The sequence below is a fragment of the Nocardioides sp. URHA0032 genome (genome assembly GCF_000620645.1).
Taxonomy (GTDB): domain Bacteria; phylum Actinomycetota; class Actinomycetes; order Propionibacteriales; family Nocardioidaceae; genus Nocardioides.
The window spans coordinates 587,020-603,710 of sequence record NZ_KK211159.1; the positions used below are offsets into that span (position 1 = coordinate 587,020).

16 protein-coding genes and 1 riboswitch are annotated in these 16,691 nt (G+C 72.0%); of the genes, 13 read left to right on the forward strand and 3 right to left on the reverse strand.

The features are described from left to right. Window positions 1-106: 106 nt before the first annotated feature. From N538_RS0116580 to N538_RS25930, 3 genes are read right to left on the reverse strand one after another with little or no spacing between them, the layout of a single operon-like run. A complete protein-coding gene (locus N538_RS0116580; RefSeq protein ID WP_036570799.1) occupies window positions 107-1,156 on the reverse strand; it encodes an NAD(P)H-dependent amine dehydrogenase family protein in 1,050 nt (349 codons plus the stop codon). Between the two features lie 44 nt (window positions 1,157-1,200). Continuing rightward, window positions 1,201-2,442, reverse strand: coding sequence for a DUF1501 domain-containing protein (locus N538_RS25925; RefSeq protein ID WP_036571130.1), 1,242 nt, complete (start codon window positions 2,440-2,442; stop codon window positions 1,201-1,203). 5 nt (window positions 2,443-2,447) lie between these two features. Next, window positions 2,448-3,920 carry a DUF1800 domain-containing protein gene (locus tag N538_RS25930; protein ID WP_051549369.1) on the reverse strand — a complete coding sequence of 491 codons (1,473 nt, stop codon included), beginning with the start codon at window positions 3,918-3,920 and terminating at the stop codon, window positions 2,448-2,450. A 194-nt stretch (window positions 3,921-4,114) separates the two neighbouring features. Between N538_RS25930 and N538_RS0116595 the strand changes: the two genes are divergently transcribed. The 13 genes from N538_RS0116595 (at window position 4,115) to N538_RS0116655 (ending at window position 16,672) form a co-directional block, all read left to right on the forward strand. Then, the gene (locus tag N538_RS0116595) at window positions 4,115-5,473 is read left to right on the forward strand and encodes a hemolysin family protein (RefSeq protein ID WP_028638213.1); all 1,359 of its coding nucleotides are present in this window, start codon (window positions 4,115-4,117) and stop codon (window positions 5,471-5,473) included. Next, window positions 5,470-6,516 carry a hemolysin family protein gene (locus tag N538_RS0116600; protein WP_028638214.1) on the forward strand — a complete coding sequence of 349 codons (1,047 nt, stop codon included), beginning with the start codon at window positions 5,470-5,472 and terminating at the stop codon, window positions 6,514-6,516. Before N538_RS0116595 ends, N538_RS0116600 begins: the two co-directional genes overlap by 4 nt. A 57-nt stretch (window positions 6,517-6,573) precedes the next feature. Continuing rightward, window positions 6,574-7,182 carry a CDP-alcohol phosphatidyltransferase family protein gene (locus N538_RS0116605; protein WP_028638215.1) on the forward strand — a complete coding sequence of 203 codons (609 nt, stop codon included), beginning with the start codon at window positions 6,574-6,576 and terminating at the stop codon, window positions 7,180-7,182. Beyond that, window positions 7,175-8,032 carry a DUF881 domain-containing protein gene (locus N538_RS27570; protein WP_051549370.1) on the forward strand — a complete coding sequence of 286 codons (858 nt, stop codon included), beginning with the start codon at window positions 7,175-7,177 and terminating at the stop codon, window positions 8,030-8,032. Before N538_RS0116605 ends, N538_RS27570 begins: the two co-directional genes overlap by 8 nt. Continuing rightward, window positions 8,029-8,361 (forward strand): small basic family protein, encoded by a 333-nt coding sequence (locus N538_RS0116615; RefSeq protein WP_028638216.1) that lies wholly within the window; start codon window positions 8,029-8,031, stop codon window positions 8,359-8,361. The genes N538_RS27570 and N538_RS0116615 overlap by 4 nt, the downstream gene beginning before the upstream one ends. Further along, the gene (locus N538_RS25940; protein WP_051549371.1) at window positions 8,354-9,133 is read left to right on the forward strand and encodes a DUF881 domain-containing protein; all 780 of its coding nucleotides are present in this window, start codon (window positions 8,354-8,356) and stop codon (window positions 9,131-9,133) included. The genes N538_RS0116615 and N538_RS25940 overlap by 8 nt, the downstream gene beginning before the upstream one ends. Window positions 9,134-9,182: 49 nt before the next feature. Then, window positions 9,183-9,569 carry a glycine cleavage system protein GcvH gene (gene gcvH / locus N538_RS0116625; protein WP_028638217.1) on the forward strand — a complete coding sequence of 129 codons (387 nt, stop codon included), beginning with the start codon at window positions 9,183-9,185 and terminating at the stop codon, window positions 9,567-9,569. Between the two features lie 98 nt (window positions 9,570-9,667). Further along, window positions 9,668-10,201 carry an FHA domain-containing protein gene (locus N538_RS0116630; protein WP_028638218.1) on the forward strand — a complete coding sequence of 178 codons (534 nt, stop codon included), beginning with the start codon at window positions 9,668-9,670 and terminating at the stop codon, window positions 10,199-10,201. Beyond that, window positions 10,198-10,938 carry a transcriptional regulator FtsR gene (gene ftsR, locus N538_RS0116635; protein ID WP_028638219.1) on the forward strand — a complete coding sequence of 247 codons (741 nt, stop codon included), beginning with the start codon at window positions 10,198-10,200 and terminating at the stop codon, window positions 10,936-10,938. The genes N538_RS0116630 and ftsR overlap by 4 nt, the downstream gene beginning before the upstream one ends. A gap of 64 nt (window positions 10,939-11,002) precedes the next feature. Next, window positions 11,003-11,476, forward strand: coding sequence for a bifunctional nuclease family protein (locus N538_RS0116640; protein WP_028638220.1), 474 nt, complete (start codon window positions 11,003-11,005; stop codon window positions 11,474-11,476). 150 nt (window positions 11,477-11,626) lie between these two features. Next, window positions 11,627-12,220 carry a MerR family transcriptional regulator gene (locus N538_RS0116645; protein ID WP_028638221.1) on the forward strand — a complete coding sequence of 198 codons (594 nt, stop codon included), beginning with the start codon at window positions 11,627-11,629 and terminating at the stop codon, window positions 12,218-12,220. A gap of 46 nt (window positions 12,221-12,266) precedes the next feature. Continuing rightward, window positions 12,267-12,377, forward strand: a riboswitch (glycine riboswitch). An 87-nt stretch (window positions 12,378-12,464) separates the two neighbouring features. Beyond that, entirely contained in the window at window positions 12,465-15,335 is a 2,871-nt protein-coding gene (gene gcvP / locus N538_RS0116650) for an aminomethyl-transferring glycine dehydrogenase (protein WP_028638222.1), read from the forward strand. Further along, on the forward strand, window positions 15,332-16,672 hold the full coding sequence (locus N538_RS0116655) for a serine hydrolase domain-containing protein (RefSeq protein ID WP_028638223.1): 1,341 nt from the start codon (window positions 15,332-15,334) through the stop codon (window positions 16,670-16,672). The genes gcvP and N538_RS0116655 overlap by 4 nt, the downstream gene beginning before the upstream one ends. Window positions 16,673-16,691 lie beyond the last annotated feature (19 nt).

The window sequence follows — 16,691 nt, forward strand, 5'->3', positions numbered from 1 at the left end:
AGTCGGCGCAGTCTCAGCTGAGACTGCGCCGACTCGGCGTCGCAAGGGCTGAGATGGCGCCGACTCGGCATCGAGAGGACTGAGACTGCGCCGACTCGGCGGTGGGTCAGCGGAGGTCGGGGTGCGCGCGGCCGGCGATCAGGGGCAGGTCGAGGTAGGTCTTGATGCCCGGGTCGGCGGCCACGACGTACGGGATCGAGTTCACGCAGTGCACGGCGGTGGCCACCACGCCCGGGTTGCGCGCCAGGCCCTGCTCGACGGTCTCGGGCTGCCAACCCTTGATCACCACGAAGCAGTCCGGGTCGCCCTTCACCTCGACCTCGAACCGCTCGCCCTGGGGGCCGAAGCTCCACGGTGGGTCCAGGTGCTGCTCGCCCATCAGCCAGTTCACCGCGATCCGCACCACGCAGGTCTCGCCGACGAACGCCTCCCAGACGAACCGCTGGCCGGCGACGTGCCCGGGCTCGATCACGCCGATCGGCGTCTCGATCGGCTGCGTGGCGACGGCGACCTCCTGGGAGGTGCGGATGCGCGGGTCCGCCGCGAAGCCGAGCGCGTCGACGCACATCCGCGCGGACTGGATGAAGCCACCCGACAGCAGCCCCAGCATGGGGCCGCCCATCGCCTCGTCCGGCTTGCCGCCGAACATCATGATGTGGCGGACGACGTCCGGCGCGTTGTAGGTGCGGATGTCGCTGAACTCCTCGCCGCGCACGAACGTCACGGCGGAGGACAGCGCGGAGAACATCAGCGGGTGCAGCTCGGTGATGCCGCCCGGGTTGATGCCGGTCCCGTGCAGCGTCGTCCCGCCGTCCGCGCAGGCGGCCGCGAGGGGCGCGCCGTCCTTCTCGGTCGGGTAGAACCAGCCCACCGGCGTCACGACGTTCTTGCCGGAGCGCAGCAGGGCGGCGACCTCGCCGCGGTCCGGGACCAGCGGCGCGTAGACGACCGCGTCCGCGTCCATGGCGAGCACGTCGGCCATGCTGCTGGTCGCGAGTACGCCGAGGGGTCGCGTGCCGATGATCTCGCCGACGTCGACCCCGTGCTTGCTCTCGGAGTGGACCCAGCAGCCGACCAGCTCGAGGTCGGGGTGCAGCAGGATGCTCTCGATCGCGGCCCTGCCGACGCCGCCGGTGGCCCACTGGATGACGCGCACGCCGCCACCCTCTCAACGAGAACGTGTTCTCGTCCAGCGGTGCGTCAGAGCGAGGTCATGACGCCGACGGACTCGGGGGAGAAGCCCGGGAACACCGCGGCGGTCGAGGCGCCGAACCGGTACCGCACCACCTCGGAGAGCACGCTGCGGTAGTCCGTGGTGACCATGACGTCGGAGTCGAGGTCGTTCGTGAGGCCCTGCCACCGGCCGTAGTACGTCCCGCCCCGGACGCCCGCACCGGCCAGGAGCATCACGTTGCCGTAGCCGTGGTCGAGTCCCTGGCTGGCGTTCTCGACGGTCCGCCGGCCGAACTCGCTGATCGTCAGCAGCGTCACCTTCGGCGCCTGGTCGCCGAGGTCGCCGAGGAACGCGGCGACCGAGGTGGCGAGGTCCCGGGCGTTGTCGTTGAGCCAGCCGCCGTCGGCGGTGCCCAGGTCGGCGTGCATGTCCCAGTTGCCCTGGTCCACGGTGATCACCTCGACGCCGACGTTGCCGCGGATCACCCGCGCCACCTCCGAGAGGGCCCGGCCCAGGTCGGTCCTGGGGTAGCTCGCCCGGTTGTCCGCGGTCTCGCGGGCCGGTGCGAAGTCGTCGAGCGCGCCGAACATCGACCGCATCGCCGTGCCCAGGGGAGTGCGGTCGCCGTCCCACAGCGTGTGCAGCGACGCGCGCCGCCCCTTGGTGGTGTCCCACTTGTCGTCGCCGGGGATCTGGACGTCGTCGACGGTGCCGGCCGACATCACCGGCTGGACCCCGTAGAGCGACGTCGGCACGACACCGCCCGCCGCGTTGAACCCCTGGAGCGGTGAGGTCGAGGCGTCGGTGCCGACGAGCCGGTTCAGCCAACCACTGCGGATCGTCGAGCCCGGGTCGGCGTCCTCGACCTCCTCCATCGCGGAGAAGTGCGAGCGGTTCGGCGCGGGCAGCCCGGTCGCGTGCACGGCCGCCAGGCGGCCGGCGTCCCAGAGCGGCACCAGCGGCGCGAGCTCGGGGTGCAGCCCGAACAGGCCGTCCTTCGCCAGCAGCCGGTCCGACGGTACGGCGATGCTCGGGCGGGCGTCGTAGTACACGGGGTCGCCGTGCGGCACGACGAGCGACAGCCCGTCGGCGGCACCGCGCAGCGACAGCACCACGAGCACCGACGCCGCCGGCGTCAGCGCGGCGGCGGAGGTCGTGATCGCGGCCGAGCCGACGATCGTGGTCGCACCGACGAGCGCGACCGTGCCGCCCAGGAACGAGCGGCGGGAGAGGCGGGCGAACTCGTCGCAGCAGAAGGTGTCGGTCATGGCGGTCACCGGGTCAGGAAGGCGGGGGAGTCGAGGAAGGTCGTGAGCAGGCGGTACCAGTTCCACCTCACCAGGCCGTGGTCCTTCGTGATCCGCTCGCGCGGCTGGACGTCGACCGCCTCGCAGCACGCCTGGAGCAGCTGAGCGGTCGAGCGGCGGTGCAGGATCCGTTGGGAGAGCGCGTCGACGAGCACGTCGAAGCGGATCGGGTAGCGCGGCACCCACCAGGCGGTCGAGTGGTACGTCGCGCCCTTGTCCGGCCACCACGTCCCGGCCATGTCGAGGTGGACGCTCATCGTGGCGAGCATCCGCGACGGCGACGACCAGGCGTCGTTGTCGATCGGCTGGCCGTCGGGCCGCGGCCAGTCGAAGGGCTTCGTCCCGATCGAGTCCGCCTGCCAGACGATCTGGTTGGCGGCGTACGAATCGCCGGCGTCCCCGGCCGGCGGCCGATCGAGGCGCACGTCGAGGGCGCGGTACGTCGCCACGACGTCCTCGCCGGGGTCGCGGACCTTGGCGCCCACCGACCGGGCGAACTCGCTCGACCGCACCAGCGCGCGGAGCACCGGCCGGATCTCGGTGGAGTTGTCCAGGTACACGGCCGCGAGCCGGGCGACCAGCGCGTCGGACGGGTCGTCGCTCACGAACTTGACCGCGAGCTTGCGCGCCACGCGCCGCGCGGTCGCCTCGTGGTGGGCGAGGTAGGTGAGGTAGGCCCTCGTCACCCGGCGCCCGTCGGCGTCGGCGTTCGGGTCCGCGAAGCCCATGACCTGCACCGGGCCGGTGTCGTGCCACTTCTGCCGGTAGACGGGATCGAAGGTGTCCCACATGTCCGCGCTCCACCCGGTGAGGATCCGGGCCGAGCCCTTGACGTCGTCCTCGTCGTACTCGCCGCGACCGACGGTGTGCAGCTCGAGCAGCTCGCGGCCGAGGTTCTCGTTCGGGTGTGCAGCGCTGGAGCTGACGTTGTCCAGGTTGATCAGCATCGCCGGATGGGTGACCACTGCGTGCAGGAGGTCGTCGAACCGGCCGAGCGCCCCGGCGCGGATCGTGTCGCCGTACTGCCTGCGCCAGAACCACGCGTTGTCGTTGTAGACCGGCACGTTGAAGTGGTTCTCCCACAGCTCGGTCACGGCCTCGAGGACCTGCCGCCTCGACCGGATGCGGCGCAGCAGCACCCAGCGCTGGTAGTCCTCCATGACCTCCCAGCCGCCCTCGACACCGTCGCGCTGGCGGTGCCAGATGTCCGTGGCGCTGCGCGAGAGCGACGGCCACCACGAGCGGAGCTCGTCGGCCCGGCCGTCGTCGACAGCGCCGGGGTCCAGCTGGTGGTCGAACCACCCCAGCGCCCCGCCGGCGGCGCCGACCTGGCGCGCGAGCGTCAGCGTGAGGCCGTACGAGAACCGGCCGACGAGGTGCCGGGCGGCGGCCGGCAGCAGCTTCTGCCCGCGGTAGTGCGCCGGCGTGTACGTCGTCATGGAGGCTCCCGAGTCTCTCCCGGTGGCGGGGAGTGGGAGAAAGCGTAGGGCCCGCGGGGCGGCGGCGGGCGATGTTCGACCCGGTAGAGTGGCGGCTCGACCGCCCCCACACCGTGAGGACACGACCCCCAGCCCATGGACGGCTCCCAAAGTCCCCGGCTCTCGCCGCCGGCTGATCGCGGAGGAGAGCCCCGATGACGGCCTGGCTGCTGCTGCTCGCGGCACTGCTCCTGATCGCCGCCTGCGGTGTGTTCGTCGCGGCGGAGTTCTCGTTCGTCACCGTCGACCGGAGCAGCGTCGCGCAGGCCGCCGCGGCGGGTGACAGCGGTGCCCGCGGGCTCCAGCAGGCGCTCCGCTCGCTCTCGACCCAGCTGTCCGGCGCGCAGGTCGGCATCACGATCACCAACCTCGCGATCGGCTACCTGGCCGAGCCGACGATCTCCGGCCTGATCGACGACCCCCTCGAGGCGGCCGGCGTGCCCGCCGGTGCGGTCACGCCCCTGGCGGTCGGCATCGGTCTCACCGTCGGCACCGTGCTCACGATGATCTTCGGTGAGCTGGTGCCCAAGAACCTCGCCCTCGCGAAGCCGATGCAGGTCGCGCGGGCGACCCAGCGCTTCCAGCGCGGCTTCACCGCTTCCGTGCGGCTGCCGATCAAGGTGCTCAACGGCTCGGCCAACGCCTTCGTGCGGCGGGTCGGGGTCGAGCCGCAGGAGGAGCTCCGCTCGGCCCGCAGTTCGACCGAGCTGGCCTCCCTGATCCAGCGGTCCGCCGACCTCGGCACCCTGGACGTCGAGACCGCCGAGCTGATGGAGCGGTCCGTGGAGTTCGGCACCCGCACCGCGGGGGAGATCATGACGCCGCGGGTCCGCACGGTCAGCCTGGAGGCGAACGACCGCGCCAGCGCGGTCATCGAGCTCACCCGCGAGACCGGCCACTCGCGCTTCCCGGTGCTCGACGCCGACGAGAACGTCGTCGGCACGGTGCACGTCAAGAACGCGGTCGCGCTGCCGGTCGGCGAGCGGGCCACCACCAGGGTCAAGCACCTGGTGGCCAAGCCGATCGTCGTCCCCGACTCCCTGCGGCTGGACCCGCTGCTTGCCCAGCTGCGCGACGAGAGCTTCCAGCTCGCGGTCGTGATGGACGAGTACGGCGGGTTCGCGGGCATCGTCACCCTCGAGGACGTCGTCGAGGAGATCGTCGGCGACATCTCCGACGAGCACGACCGGCTGAACGCGAGCTCGCGCCAGCACCGCGACGGTTCGTGGTCGCTCTCCGGGCTGCTGCGTCCCGACGAGGTCGAGGACCTCACCGAGATCGAGCTGCCCGACCACGAGGACTACGACACCATCGCGGGGCTGGTCCTGCAGGTGCTCGGCCGGGTGCCCGAGGTCGGTGACATCGCCGAGGTGCCGGTGCCCGACCGGTCCGACCCCGACGAGCCGACCCAGCGGCTGGCCGTCCTCGCCGTCGAGCGGATGGACGGGCTGCGCATCGACCGGCTCCGGCTGCGGCTGCTGGACACCCCGACCGAGGACGGCGAGGGCCGATGAACAGTGGGACCGCCATCGTCGTCACCGTCCTGCTGCTGCTGGGCAACGCGTTCTTCGTCGGCGCGGAGTTCGCGCTGGTGTCGGCCCGGCGTACCCAGCTCGAGCCACGGGCGGAGGCCGGGTCGCGGATGGCGCGGACCACGATCAAGGCGATGGAGAACATCTCCCTGGTCATCGGCGTGAACCAGCTCGGCATCACCGTCTGCTCGCTGGTGCTCGGCGCGGTGGGCGAGCCCGCGGTGGCGCACCTGGTCGAGCCCGTGCTGCACGCGCTGCACCTGCCCGAGGGCGCCCTGCACCCGGTGTCGTTCGTGGTCGCGCTCGCGGTCGTCGTCTACCTGCACGTGGTGATGGGGGAGATGATCCCCAAGAACCTCGCGCTCGCCGCCCCGGACCGGGCGGCGCTGGCGCTCGGCCCGCCGATCTGGGGCATCGTCACGGTCCTCCGGCCGATCGTCGTGGTGATCAACTGGGTCGCGGGCGGTGTGCTGCGGCTGCTCGGCGCCCGGCTCACCGACGAGGTCAGCTCGACGTACACCCGCGAGGAGGTCGCCGCCCTGGTCGAGGAGTCCCGGGGCGAGGGCCTGCTCGCGGCCGACGAGTACGACCGGCTCGCGGGCGCGCTCGGCTTCACCGAGAAGACCGTGTCGGCGGTGCTGATGCCGCCCGAGACGCTGACGACGGTGCCCCGCGGGATCACCCCGGCGGAGGTCGAGGCGCTGTGCGCGGCCACCGGCTACAGCCGGTTCCCGGTGACGGAGGACGGCGAGGTCCTCGGCTACCTGCACATCAAGGACGCGCTGGAGACCGACGAGGTGCGTCGGGAGCGGCCGATCGACGACAAGTGGATCCGGCCGTTCGCCCCGATGGCGGCGGACGAGGCGCTGCACGGCGCACTCGAGACGCTGCAGCGCCGCGGCGCGCACATGGCGCGGGTCGTCGACAGCGAGGGCCGGACCCTCGGCCTGGCCACCCTCGAGGACGTGATCGAGGAGCTCGTCGGGGAGATCCGCGACGCGGCGCACCACGAGGACGCCATCTGAGCCCTCCGCCGTTAAGGTTGCGACGGCAGGGGACCAGGGAGAACAGACGGGCGGGCAGTGGCGGACGACTCGACGCGCAGTCAGGCACGGCGCGTGTGGACGGTACCCAACCTGCTCAGCCTGCTCCGGCTGGCGGGCGTGCCGCTCTTCCTGTGGCTGGTGCTCGGTCCGGAGGCCGACGGCTGGGCGCTCGCGCTGCTCGCGGTCATGGGCATCACCGACTTCCTGGACGGTTACCTCGCCCGCCGGCTCGGCCAGACCTCGGCGCTCGGCGAGGTCCTGGACCCGGTCGCGGACCGGCTCTACATCCTGGCCGTCGTCGTGGGGCTCGCGCTGCGCGAGGTGATCCCCTGGTGGGTGGCGCTCTCGCTGCCGCTGCGCGACCTGCTCCTCTGGGGGCTGGTGCCGCTGCTGCGCACCCGTGGCTTCAATGCGCTGCCCGTGCACTTCCTGGGCAAGGCCGCCACGTTCAACCTGCTCTACGCCTTCCCCCTCCTGCTCCTCGGGGACGGCGACGGCACCGTCGCGACGCTCGCCAACGTGTTCGGCTGGGCGTTCGCGATCTGGGGCATCGGGCTGTACTGGTGGGCCGGCGTCCTCTACGCGTGGCAGGTCCGCACCCTGCTGAGGACGACCGAGCGTCGTACGGCGGTCTCCGATGCCTGACACCGCCGCGCCGCCGAACGACCGGGTCAACACCCCGCTGCTGACGCTCATCACGCAGCAGTCCCTCGACGAGGACTACCGCCACGTCGCCGACCGCAAGGCCCTCGAGCCGGGTGCCCAGCGCCGGACGTCCGGGATCGCCGCGATCGTGGTCGCGGTGTTCGGGGTGCTCGTCACGGTCGCCGCGCTCCAGACCCAGCAGGGCGAGGACGTCCGCAGTGCCAGCCGGACGACGCTCATCACCCAGATCGACGAGGGCCGCGCCAACCTCTCCGAGCTGCAGCGGAGGATCGTCCGGCTGCGCGAGCTCAACGTCGGGCTCCAGTCGCACCGCGACGAGGTGACCTCCGACCAGCTCGGCGCCGAGGCCCGTGTCCAGCGGCTGGCCGCCAGCACCGGCTTCGGTGCGGTGACCGGGCCGGGCGTGAAGATCACCGTCGACGACAACCCGGACGGCACCCTGGTCCGGGACCGTGACCTTCGGCCCGCGGTCAACGGGCTCTGGCAGGCCGGCGCCGAGGCGATCGCGGTCAACGGCAACCGGCTGACCGCGCGCTCCGCGATCCGCAACTCCGGCATCGCGATCCGCGTCAACAACAGGTCGCTGTCGCCGCCGTACGTCATCACGGCCATCGGCAACGAGAACACCCTCCAGGCGAACCTGATGCAGACCACGAGCGGGCTGGTGTTCCGGAACACGGTCGAGTCGCTCGGCTTCCCCTGGAGCATGGACAATGCGGATCAGCTCTTCCTGCCCGCTGCTCCGCCGCGGATCGCCCGGCTGCGGTCGGCCGAGGCGGGGACCGCGGAGCAGAACCAGAACCAGCACCGGAAGGAGGCCCCGCAGTGATCGCCGCGCTCGGGCTCCTGGTCGGCATCGTGCTGGGCGTCATGTTCCAGCCGGACGTGCCGCTCGGCCTGGAGCCGTACCTGCCCATCGCCGTCGTCGCCGCGCTCGACGCCGTGTTCGGTGGTCTCCGGGCCTACCTGGACGGCATCTTCGACGACAAGGTCTTCGTCGTGTCGTTCGTGAGCAACGTGGTGATCGCAGCCGCGATCGTCTACCTGGGCGACAAGCTCGGCGTCGGTGGCCAGCTCTCGACCGGCGTCATCGTCGTGCTCGGGATCCGGATCTTCTCCAACGTCGCCGCGATCCGGAGACACCTGTTCCATGCCTGAGGTGCCCGAGAGCCCCCAGAGCCCCGCGAGCGCCCGGGGCCCCGAGAGCCCGACCGGACGTGAGCGCCTCCGCGGCGCCCTGCTGCGACCGACCCGTGGGCAGGTCGTGGTCGCGGTGCTGCTGGCGGTGCTCGGGTACGCCGCGGTCACCCAGGTGCGCTTCACCCAGGTCGACAACACCTACGCCGGCCTGCGCGAGCAGGACCTGATCGACGTGCTGAACGGTCTGGCCGGCACCACGCAGCGCGCCGAGTCCGAGATCACCCGGCTGCAGCGCACCCGCGACGACCTGCAGTCGGACACCGGCGCCCGTGAGGCGGCACTGGCGCAGGCCCAGCAGCAGGCGGACAACCTCGCGATCCTGGCCGGCCTGGTGCCGGTCACCGGGCCGGGCATCCGGCTCACCGTCACCGAGGAGACCGGCCAGGTGGACGTGCAGACCATGGTCGACACCATCCAGGAGCTCCGCACGGCCGGCGCCGAGGCGATCCAGGTCAACGGCCAGGTCCGCGTGGTCGCCGACACCGCTGTCGAGGACGCCGCGGGCGGGCTGCTGATCGACGGACAGCTGGTGAGCTCGCCGTACGTCATCGACGCCATCGGCGACCCGCACACGCTCGCCGACTCCGGCATCGACTTCCCCGACGGTCCCCGCGACCTCTTCGCCGAGGACGGGGCCTCGATCACCGTCGACGAGCTCCAGTCGCTCGACATCGAGAGCGTCGTCAAGCCGTCGAAGCAGGAGTTCGCCACGCCCGCGCCGGCCCAGTAGGCCATGCGCAGTAGCCTCACCCCGTCCGGCCCGATCCCGAGGAGACGCCTTGTACCCCGACGACCTGAAGTACACGACCGAGCACGAGTGGGTCCGTGAGCCCGGCGAGCACGAGGGGTCGGTCCGTATCGGGATCACCCACTACGCCCAGGACGCCCTCGGCGACATCGTCTACGTCTCGCTGCCCGAGGTGGGCCAGGCCGTGCAGGCCGGCAGCACCTGCGGCGAGCTCGAGTCGACCAAGTCCGTGAGCGACGTCTATGCGCCGCTGTCCGGCGAGGTGGTCGCGCGCAACGACGCCCTCGACGCCACGCCCGAGCTGGTCAACAACGACCCGTACGCCGGCGGCTGGCTGTTCGAGGTCGTCCCGTCCGACCGCAGCGAGCTCGACGGCCTGATGGACGCCGCGGCGTACCAGGCGACGCTCGGCTCCTGACCCGTCAACCTGCCTTGATCGCCGTGCCCCGGCTGATAGGTTCGGGGCAACCATCAACCTCAGCCCGGCGTTGAGGGTTTTGTCCGGAGGTCCGACCGATGCCGTTCTGCACCGCGTGTGGCAAGCAGAACCCCGATGACGCGCGATTCTGCTCCCAGTGCGGTACCCGCCTGGTGAGGCCCGACGCCGCGCCCGCGGCGCCGGCCGAGCCGACCGAGGCCGCCGACGACGCGACGGCGACGATCTCGATCGGCACCGGCGACAAGGCCGAGACCTCGGACCGCCAGCTCAACCCGGTCGACGCGGCCGCCGTCGACGCGCTGCCGTCCGGACACGCGCTGCTCGTCGTCCAGCGCGGTCCGGGCTCGGGCAGCCGGTTCCTCCTCGACGCCGACGTCGTCAACGCGGGACGGCACCCGGACAGCGAGATCTTCCTCGACGACGTCACCGTGTCGCGGCGGCACGCCGAGTTCCACCGTTCCGGTGACACCTTCACCGTGAGCGACGTCGGGAGCCTGAACGGCACCTACGTCAACCGCGACCGGATCGACCGGGTCCAGCTCAAGGACGGCGACGAGGTCCAGATCGGCAAGTACCGCCTGGTGTTCTTCTCGGGGCACGCGAGCCGATGAGCACCGCGGCCTCGGGCCCCTCCGCCTCCTCCCGGGCGCGGATGAACATCGGCGAGGTCCTCGACCGGCTGCGCCCGGACTTCCCGGGAGTCACCATCCCCAAGATCCGGTTCCTCGAGGACAAGGGCCTGATCAAGCCCGAGCGGACCCCCGCGGGCTACCGGAAGTTCTCCCACGACGACGTCGAGCGGCTCCGGTACGTGCTGCGGATGCAGCGCGACCACTACCTCCCGCTGCGCGTGATCGGCGAGCACCTGGACGCCATCGACCGCGGGATGGAGCCGCCCCCGATCGACCCGGTCGTGCCCACGGTGCCGAAGGTGGCGCTGGCCGCCGACGGGCTGCCGAGCGCGGAGTCGTTCCGCCGGCACGACCAGGTGCGGCTGTCACGGCGCGAGCTGCTCAAGATCGCGGAGATCTCCGAGCAGCTGCTCGCCGAGCTCGAGCAGTTCGGGTTGGTCGCGGCCTCCCGGACCGGCCACTTCGACACCGACGCGCTCGTGGTCGCGCAGACCGCCCGGGAGCTGGCCGACTTCGGCTTCGAGCCCCGGCACCTGCGCGCGTTCAAGACCTCCGCCGACCGCGAGGTCGGGCTGGTCGACCAGGTCATCGCACCGCACAAGGCCGGCCGCGACCCGTCCGCCAAGGCCCGGGCCGAGGAAGCCGTCTCCGAGATCGCCGCCCTCTCCGTCCGCCTGCACGCGACGCTCGTGAAGATCGGGTTGCGCTCGTCCTAGCGGCCCCGATCGCCCGGGAAGTACGGCCGGCGATGGACTCGCGCGCCGGGGGTACTGTGGTGTCGTGCGCGAAGTCGATGTCATGGGAGTTCGGGTCGAGATGCCCTCGAACCAGCCGATCGTGCTGCTGCGCGAGGTGTCGGGGGAGCGCTACCTCCCGATCTGGATCGGCGCCGTCGAGGCCACCGCGATCGCCTTTGCCCAGCAGGGCGTGGTGCCGCCCCGCCCGTTGACCCACGACCTGCTCAAGGACGTGCTCGAGGCGACCGGCAACGAGCTCGCCGAGGTGCGCATCACCGACGTCAAGGACGGGGTCTTCTTCGCCACCCTCGTCTTCGGCTCCGGCGCCGAGGTGAGCGCCCGGCCCTCGGACTCGATCGCGCTCGCGCTGCGCACCGGCAGCCGGATCGTGTGCGCCGAGGAGGTCCTCGACGAGGCCGGCCTCGCCGTACCCGCGGAGCAGGAGGACGAGGTGGAGAAGTTCCGCGAGTTCCTCGACCAGGTCACCCCCGAGGACTTCGACGCGCCGACGGAATGAGCGGGAACCCTCACTCTCAAGTAGAGGTTGAGGGTTTACGACACGCCGCCGAGATCTTTGACGGTCCTCGATCGGGGACCTACCTTGAAGTGTCTCCGTTGTAACTACTTCCCCGGTGTTACGCACAACGGATAGCCGTCGGAGGACCGCGTGAACGAGAACGAGCAGCACACCGAGAACGTCGAGGCCGCGCACGCCGCCGCGGTGGCCGAGGAGCAGGGTCTCCTGTTCGCCGACGACGTCTCCCCGCTGCCGAGCGACACCGGCTACCGCGGCCCGACCGCGTGCAACGCCGCCGGCATCACCTACCGACAGCTCGACTACTGGGCCCGCACCGGGCTGATCGAGCCGACCGTGCGCGGGGCGAAGGGCTCCGGCTCGCAGCGCCTGTACTCGTTCCAGGACATCTTGCTGCTCAAGGTCGTCAAGCGGCTGCTGGACGCCGGCATCTCCCTGCAGCAGATCCGGACGGCGGTCCAGCACCTGCGCGAGCGCGGCACCGACGACCTGACCCGCGTCACGCTGATGAGCGACGGCGTCTCGGTCTACGAGTGCACCAGCAACGACGAGATCATCGACCTGCTCCAAGGCGGCCAGGGTGTCTTCGGCATCGCGATCGGCGGCGTCTGGCAGGAGATCGAGGGCACGCTCGCGGAGCTGCCCAGCGAGCGCACCGCCGAGGCCGACGACGCGCCGACCGCCGGCGACGAGCTCGCCGCGCGCCGCGCCCGCAGGATCGGCTGAGTCGCACCGAGAGGCCTGGCCCGATCGGCTAGGCTGGGTCCGCTGACGATCCCGCACGGGAGAGTCTTCGCCGGTCGGCCGTGAGGCACGGCCGGTGGAGCGCCGAAGGGGCAATTCCTCCCCGGAACCTCTCAGGCGCCCGGACCGTGCGGGTCAGGCAACTCTGGAGATCCCTCGACGTGGGGCGGCCGACAGAGGGGGAGGCACCCGAACGACGACAGTCGACTCCGAGGAGCCCCCCAGCATGGCCGACCACCCCACCCTCACCGAGCTGGACGGCGTCCTGCCGTTCGTCGAGCGCCACATCGGTCTCCGCGACGCCGACGTCGCGACGATGCTGGAGCGACTCGGCTTCGACTCCCTGGACGCCCTGATGTCCGCGGCCGTCCCCGACGGCATCCGGGCCGCGGAGTCGCTCGACCTCCCGACGGCGCTCAGCGAGGAGGCCGCGGCCCGCGAGCTCCGGCACCTGGCCAACCTCAACCGGCCCGGCGAGGCGATGATCGGGCTCGGGTACCACGGCACGATCACGCCGCCCGTCGTCCGCCGCAACGTGCTCGAGGACCCGAGCTGGTACACCGCCTACACGCCGTACCAGCCGGAGATCTCCCAGGGCCGGCTCGAGGCGCTGCTGAACTTCCAGACCGTCGTCGGCGACCTCACCGGGCTGCCGACCGCCAACGCGTCGCTGCTCGACGAGGGCACCGCGGCGGCCGAGGCGATGACCCTGGTGCGCCGCGCCAACAAGTCGGCGCAGGGCCCGTTCGTCGTCGACGCCGACGCGCTGCCGCAGACCATCGACGTCGTGCGCACCCGGGCCGAGGGGATGGGCATCGAGGTCGTCGTCGCGGATCTCGCCGACGGTCTGCCGGACGGCGACCTGTGCGGTGTCCTGGTCCAGTACCCCGGCGCCTCCGGGCGGGTGCTCGACCCGCGCCGGGTGATCGAGCAGGCCCATGACCGCAACGCCCTGGCCGTGATCGCGGCCGACCTGCTCGCGCTGACGCTGCTGGAGTCCCCGGGCGAGCTCGGCGCCGACGTCGCCATCGGCTCCAGCCAGCGCTTCGGCGTTCCGCTGTTCTACGGCGGCCCGCACGCCGGCTACATGGCCGTGTCCGCCGGGCTCGAGCGGCACCTGCCCGGCCGGCTGGTCGGGGTGTCCGTGGACGCCGAGGGACGCCCGGCGTACCGGCTCGCGCTGCAGACCCGCGAGCAGCACATCCGTCGGGACAAGGCGACGTCCAACATCTGCACCGCGCAGGTGCTGCTCGCCGTGGTCGCGTCGATGTACGCCGTCTACCACGGTCCCGAGGGGCTCCGGTCGATCGCGACCCGCACCCACCGGTACGCCGCGGTCCTGGCCGGGGCGCTGGCCGAGGCCGGCATCCGCGTGGCGCACGAGGAGTTCTTCGACACGCTGACCGTCGAGGTGCCCGGCCGGGCCGCCGACGTCGTCACCACGGCCCGCACGCTCGGCCTGCAGCTGCGGCTGGTCGACGCCGACCGCGTCGGCATCAGCACCTCGGAGTGCACGACCCGGTCGACGATCTCCAGCGTGCTCAAGGCGTTCGGGCTCCCGGTCGCCGACCTGGACTCCGTCGACTCCGCCACCTCCGACGCGCTGCCCGAGCAGCTGCGGCGGACCACGCCGTACCTCACGCACGAGGTGTTCACGACCCACCACAGCGAGACCGCGATGCTGCGCTACCTGCGCAGGCTGTCGGCCCGCGACTACGCGCTGGACCGCGGGATGATCCCGCTCGGGTCCTGCACGATGAAGCTCAACGCCACCACCGAGATGGAGCCGGTGTCGCTGCCGGGCTTCGCCGACCTGCACCCCTTCGCGCCCGCCGAGGACGCTGCCGGCTACCGGCAGCTGGTCGGCGAGCTGGAGGACTGGCTGGCCGAGGTGACCGGGTACGACCAGGTCTCGATCCAGCCGAACGCCGGCTCGCAGGGCGAGCTCGCCGGACTGCTCGCGATCCGCGGCTACCACCGCGCCAACGGCCAGGGCGAGCGCGACGTCTGCCTGATCCCGTCCTCGGCGCACGGCACCAACGCCGCGTCCGCGGTGATGGCCGGCATGAAGGTCGTGGTCGTGAAGTCCGGGGAGGGCGGCGAGGTCGACCTCGAGGACCTGCGGGCGCAGTGCGAGCGGCACGCCGACGACCTGGCGGCGATCATGGTGACCTACCCGTCCACGCACGGTGCCTACGAGGACACCATCACCGAGCTGTGCCGGATCGTGCACGAGCACGGCGGCCAGGTGTACGTCGACGGCGCGAACCTGAACGCACTGCTGGGCTACGCGCGGCCGGGCGAGTTCGGCGGGGACGTGTCGCACCTCAACCTGCACAAGACGTTCTGCATCCCGCACGGCGGCGGCGGCCCGGGCGTCGGACCGGTGGCGGTCCGCGCGCACCTGGCGCCGTACCTGCCCTCGCACGCGCTGCACCCCGACGCCAGCAAGCGCGAGGGGATCGGCGCGATCAGCGCGGCGCCGTACGGCTCCGCGGGGATCCTGCCGATCTCGTGGGCCTACATCCGGCTGATGGGTGCGGCAGGGCTGACCCGGGCGACCGCGGTCGCGGTGCTCTCGGCCAACTACATCGCCACCAGGCTCGGCGAGCACTACCCGGTGCTGTACCGCGGCCACGGCGGCCTGGTCGCGCACGAGTGCATCCTCGACCTGCGCGGGATCACCAAGGACACCGGTGTCAGCGTCGACGACGTCGCGAAGCGGCTGATCGACTACGGCTTCCACGCGCCGACCATGTCGTTCCCGGTCGCCGGCACGCTGATGGTCGAGCCCACGGAGTCCGAGGACCTGGCCGAGATCGACCGGTTCGTCGCGGCCATGATCGCGATCAAGGACGAGATCGACCGCGTCGCCGCGGGGGAGTGGTCACCCGAGGAGTCGCCGTTGCGCGGCGCCCCGCACACCGCGCGGGCGCTCGTGGCTGACTGGGACCGGGCCTACTCGCGGGAGGTCGCGGTGTTCCCGTCCGGGCTCGACCCCGACAAGTACTGGCCCCCGGTGGCCCGCATCGACCAGGCGTACGGCGACCGCAACCTGGTCTGCTCGTGCCCGCCTCTGGAAGCATTCGCGGAGTGACGGTCAGCGACCACACCGACCGCCGGCTGCTCGTCCGGCTCGCGCACGCCCAGAGCACCGGGCGCCTGCCCTCGGTCGTCGCGGGGCTGCTCCGCGACGGTGCGCCCGCCTGGTTCGGCTCCTACGGCTCACCGGCGGTGCCGGACCACGACCCGCTCGACGTGCAGTACCGGATCGGGTCCATCACCAAGACCATGACCGCGGTGCTGGTCCTCCAGCTGGTGCGGGACGGGCGGCTCGCCCTGTACGACCCGGCCGCGACGGTCGTGGGCGACGTCGGGTACGCCGACCGCTCGGTCCGCGACCTGCTCGCGCACTCCTCGGGCATGCAGTCGGAGCCCGTCGGCTCCTGGTGGGAGCGGTCCGCCGGGCTGTCGTTCGACGAGCTGACGGCCGCGAACGACGGCAGTGGCGGCGTGTTCGCCGCGGGCGACCGCTTCCACTACTCGAACCTCGGCTACGCGCTGCTCGGCGAGCTGGTCGCGAGACTCCACGGCAGCACCTGGTGGGAGGCGGTCCAGCAGCGGATCCTGGCCCCGCTCGGCATGACGCGCACGTCGTACCTGCCCGAGGGCGCGGCGGCGCAGGGTCAGTCCGTGCACCCCTACGACGGCACGCTGGTCGCGGAGCCCGCGACGGACACCGGCGCGATGGCGCCGGCCGGCCAGGTGTGGGCGACCATCCAGGACCTCGCGACGTACGCCGTGTTCCTCGGCAGGGGCCACCCGGACGTGCTGTCGGTCGAGGAGCTCGACCGGGCCTACACACCGTTGTCCAGCACGCCGGAGGACGGCACCAGGTCCCTGCACGGACTGGGCTTCCAGATCTTCGCGGGCGGCTCCGGGACGCTCGCCGGTCACACCGGCTCGATGCCCGGCTTCCTCGCGACCGTGCTGGTCGACCGCAAGCGCCGCACCGGTGGTGTGGTGCTCGCCAATGCGACCGCCGGGTACTCGCCTGCCGCGGTCGTCATGGAGCTCCTCGACGAGCTCGAGCGCTGCGAGCCGACGATCGCCGAGCCGTGGCTCCCCTCGGCGGGCGTCCCGGACGAGCTGTCCGGGGTGCCGGGCGTGTGGCACTGGGGCAACACGCCCTTCGTCCTCGCGATGGAGGGCACCGATCTGGTCGCGCGCCGCAACGGCGCCGAGGCCTACCGGTTCGGCGTCGCCGACGACGGGCGCGTGGTGGGGCGGACCGGCTACCACGCGGGCGAGGAGATGCACGTCGTACGCCGGCCCGGCGGGTCGGTCCGGTACCTCGACGTCGCGACGTTCATCTACACCCGCACCCCGTACGACCCCGACGCCCCGATCCCCGGCGGGCTGCCGGGCGCCTGAGCGTCGGTCCCCAGGTTCA

Excerpts from the sequence above, each read along its gene's own strand:
- N538_RS0116595 (WP_028638213.1), top strand. The coding sequence starts at position 4,115 with ATGACGGCCTGGCTGCTGCTGCTCGCGGCACTGCTCCTGATCGCCGCC.
- N538_RS25930 (WP_051549369.1), bottom strand. The coding sequence starts at position 3,920 with ATGACGACGTACACGCCGGCGCACTACCGCGGGCAGAAGCTGCTGCCG.
- N538_RS0116630 (WP_028638218.1), top strand. The coding sequence starts at position 9,668 with ATGCCGTTCTGCACCGCGTGTGGCAAGCAGAACCCCGATGACGCGCGA.
- N538_RS0116600 (WP_028638214.1), top strand. The coding sequence starts at position 5,470 with ATGAACAGTGGGACCGCCATCGTCGTCACCGTCCTGCTGCTGCTGGGC.
- N538_RS27570 (WP_051549370.1), top strand. The coding sequence starts at position 7,175 with ATGCCTGACACCGCCGCGCCGCCGAACGACCGGGTCAACACCCCGCTG.
- ftsR (WP_028638219.1), top strand. The coding sequence starts at position 10,198 with ATGAGCACCGCGGCCTCGGGCCCCTCCGCCTCCTCCCGGGCGCGGATG.
- N538_RS25925 (WP_036571130.1), bottom strand. The coding sequence starts at position 2,442 with ATGACCGACACCTTCTGCTGCGACGAGTTCGCCCGCCTCTCCCGCCGC.
- N538_RS25940 (WP_051549371.1), top strand. The coding sequence starts at position 8,354 with ATGCCTGAGGTGCCCGAGAGCCCCCAGAGCCCCGCGAGCGCCCGGGGC.
- gcvP (WP_028638222.1), top strand. The coding sequence starts at position 12,465 with ATGGCCGACCACCCCACCCTCACCGAGCTGGACGGCGTCCTGCCGTTC.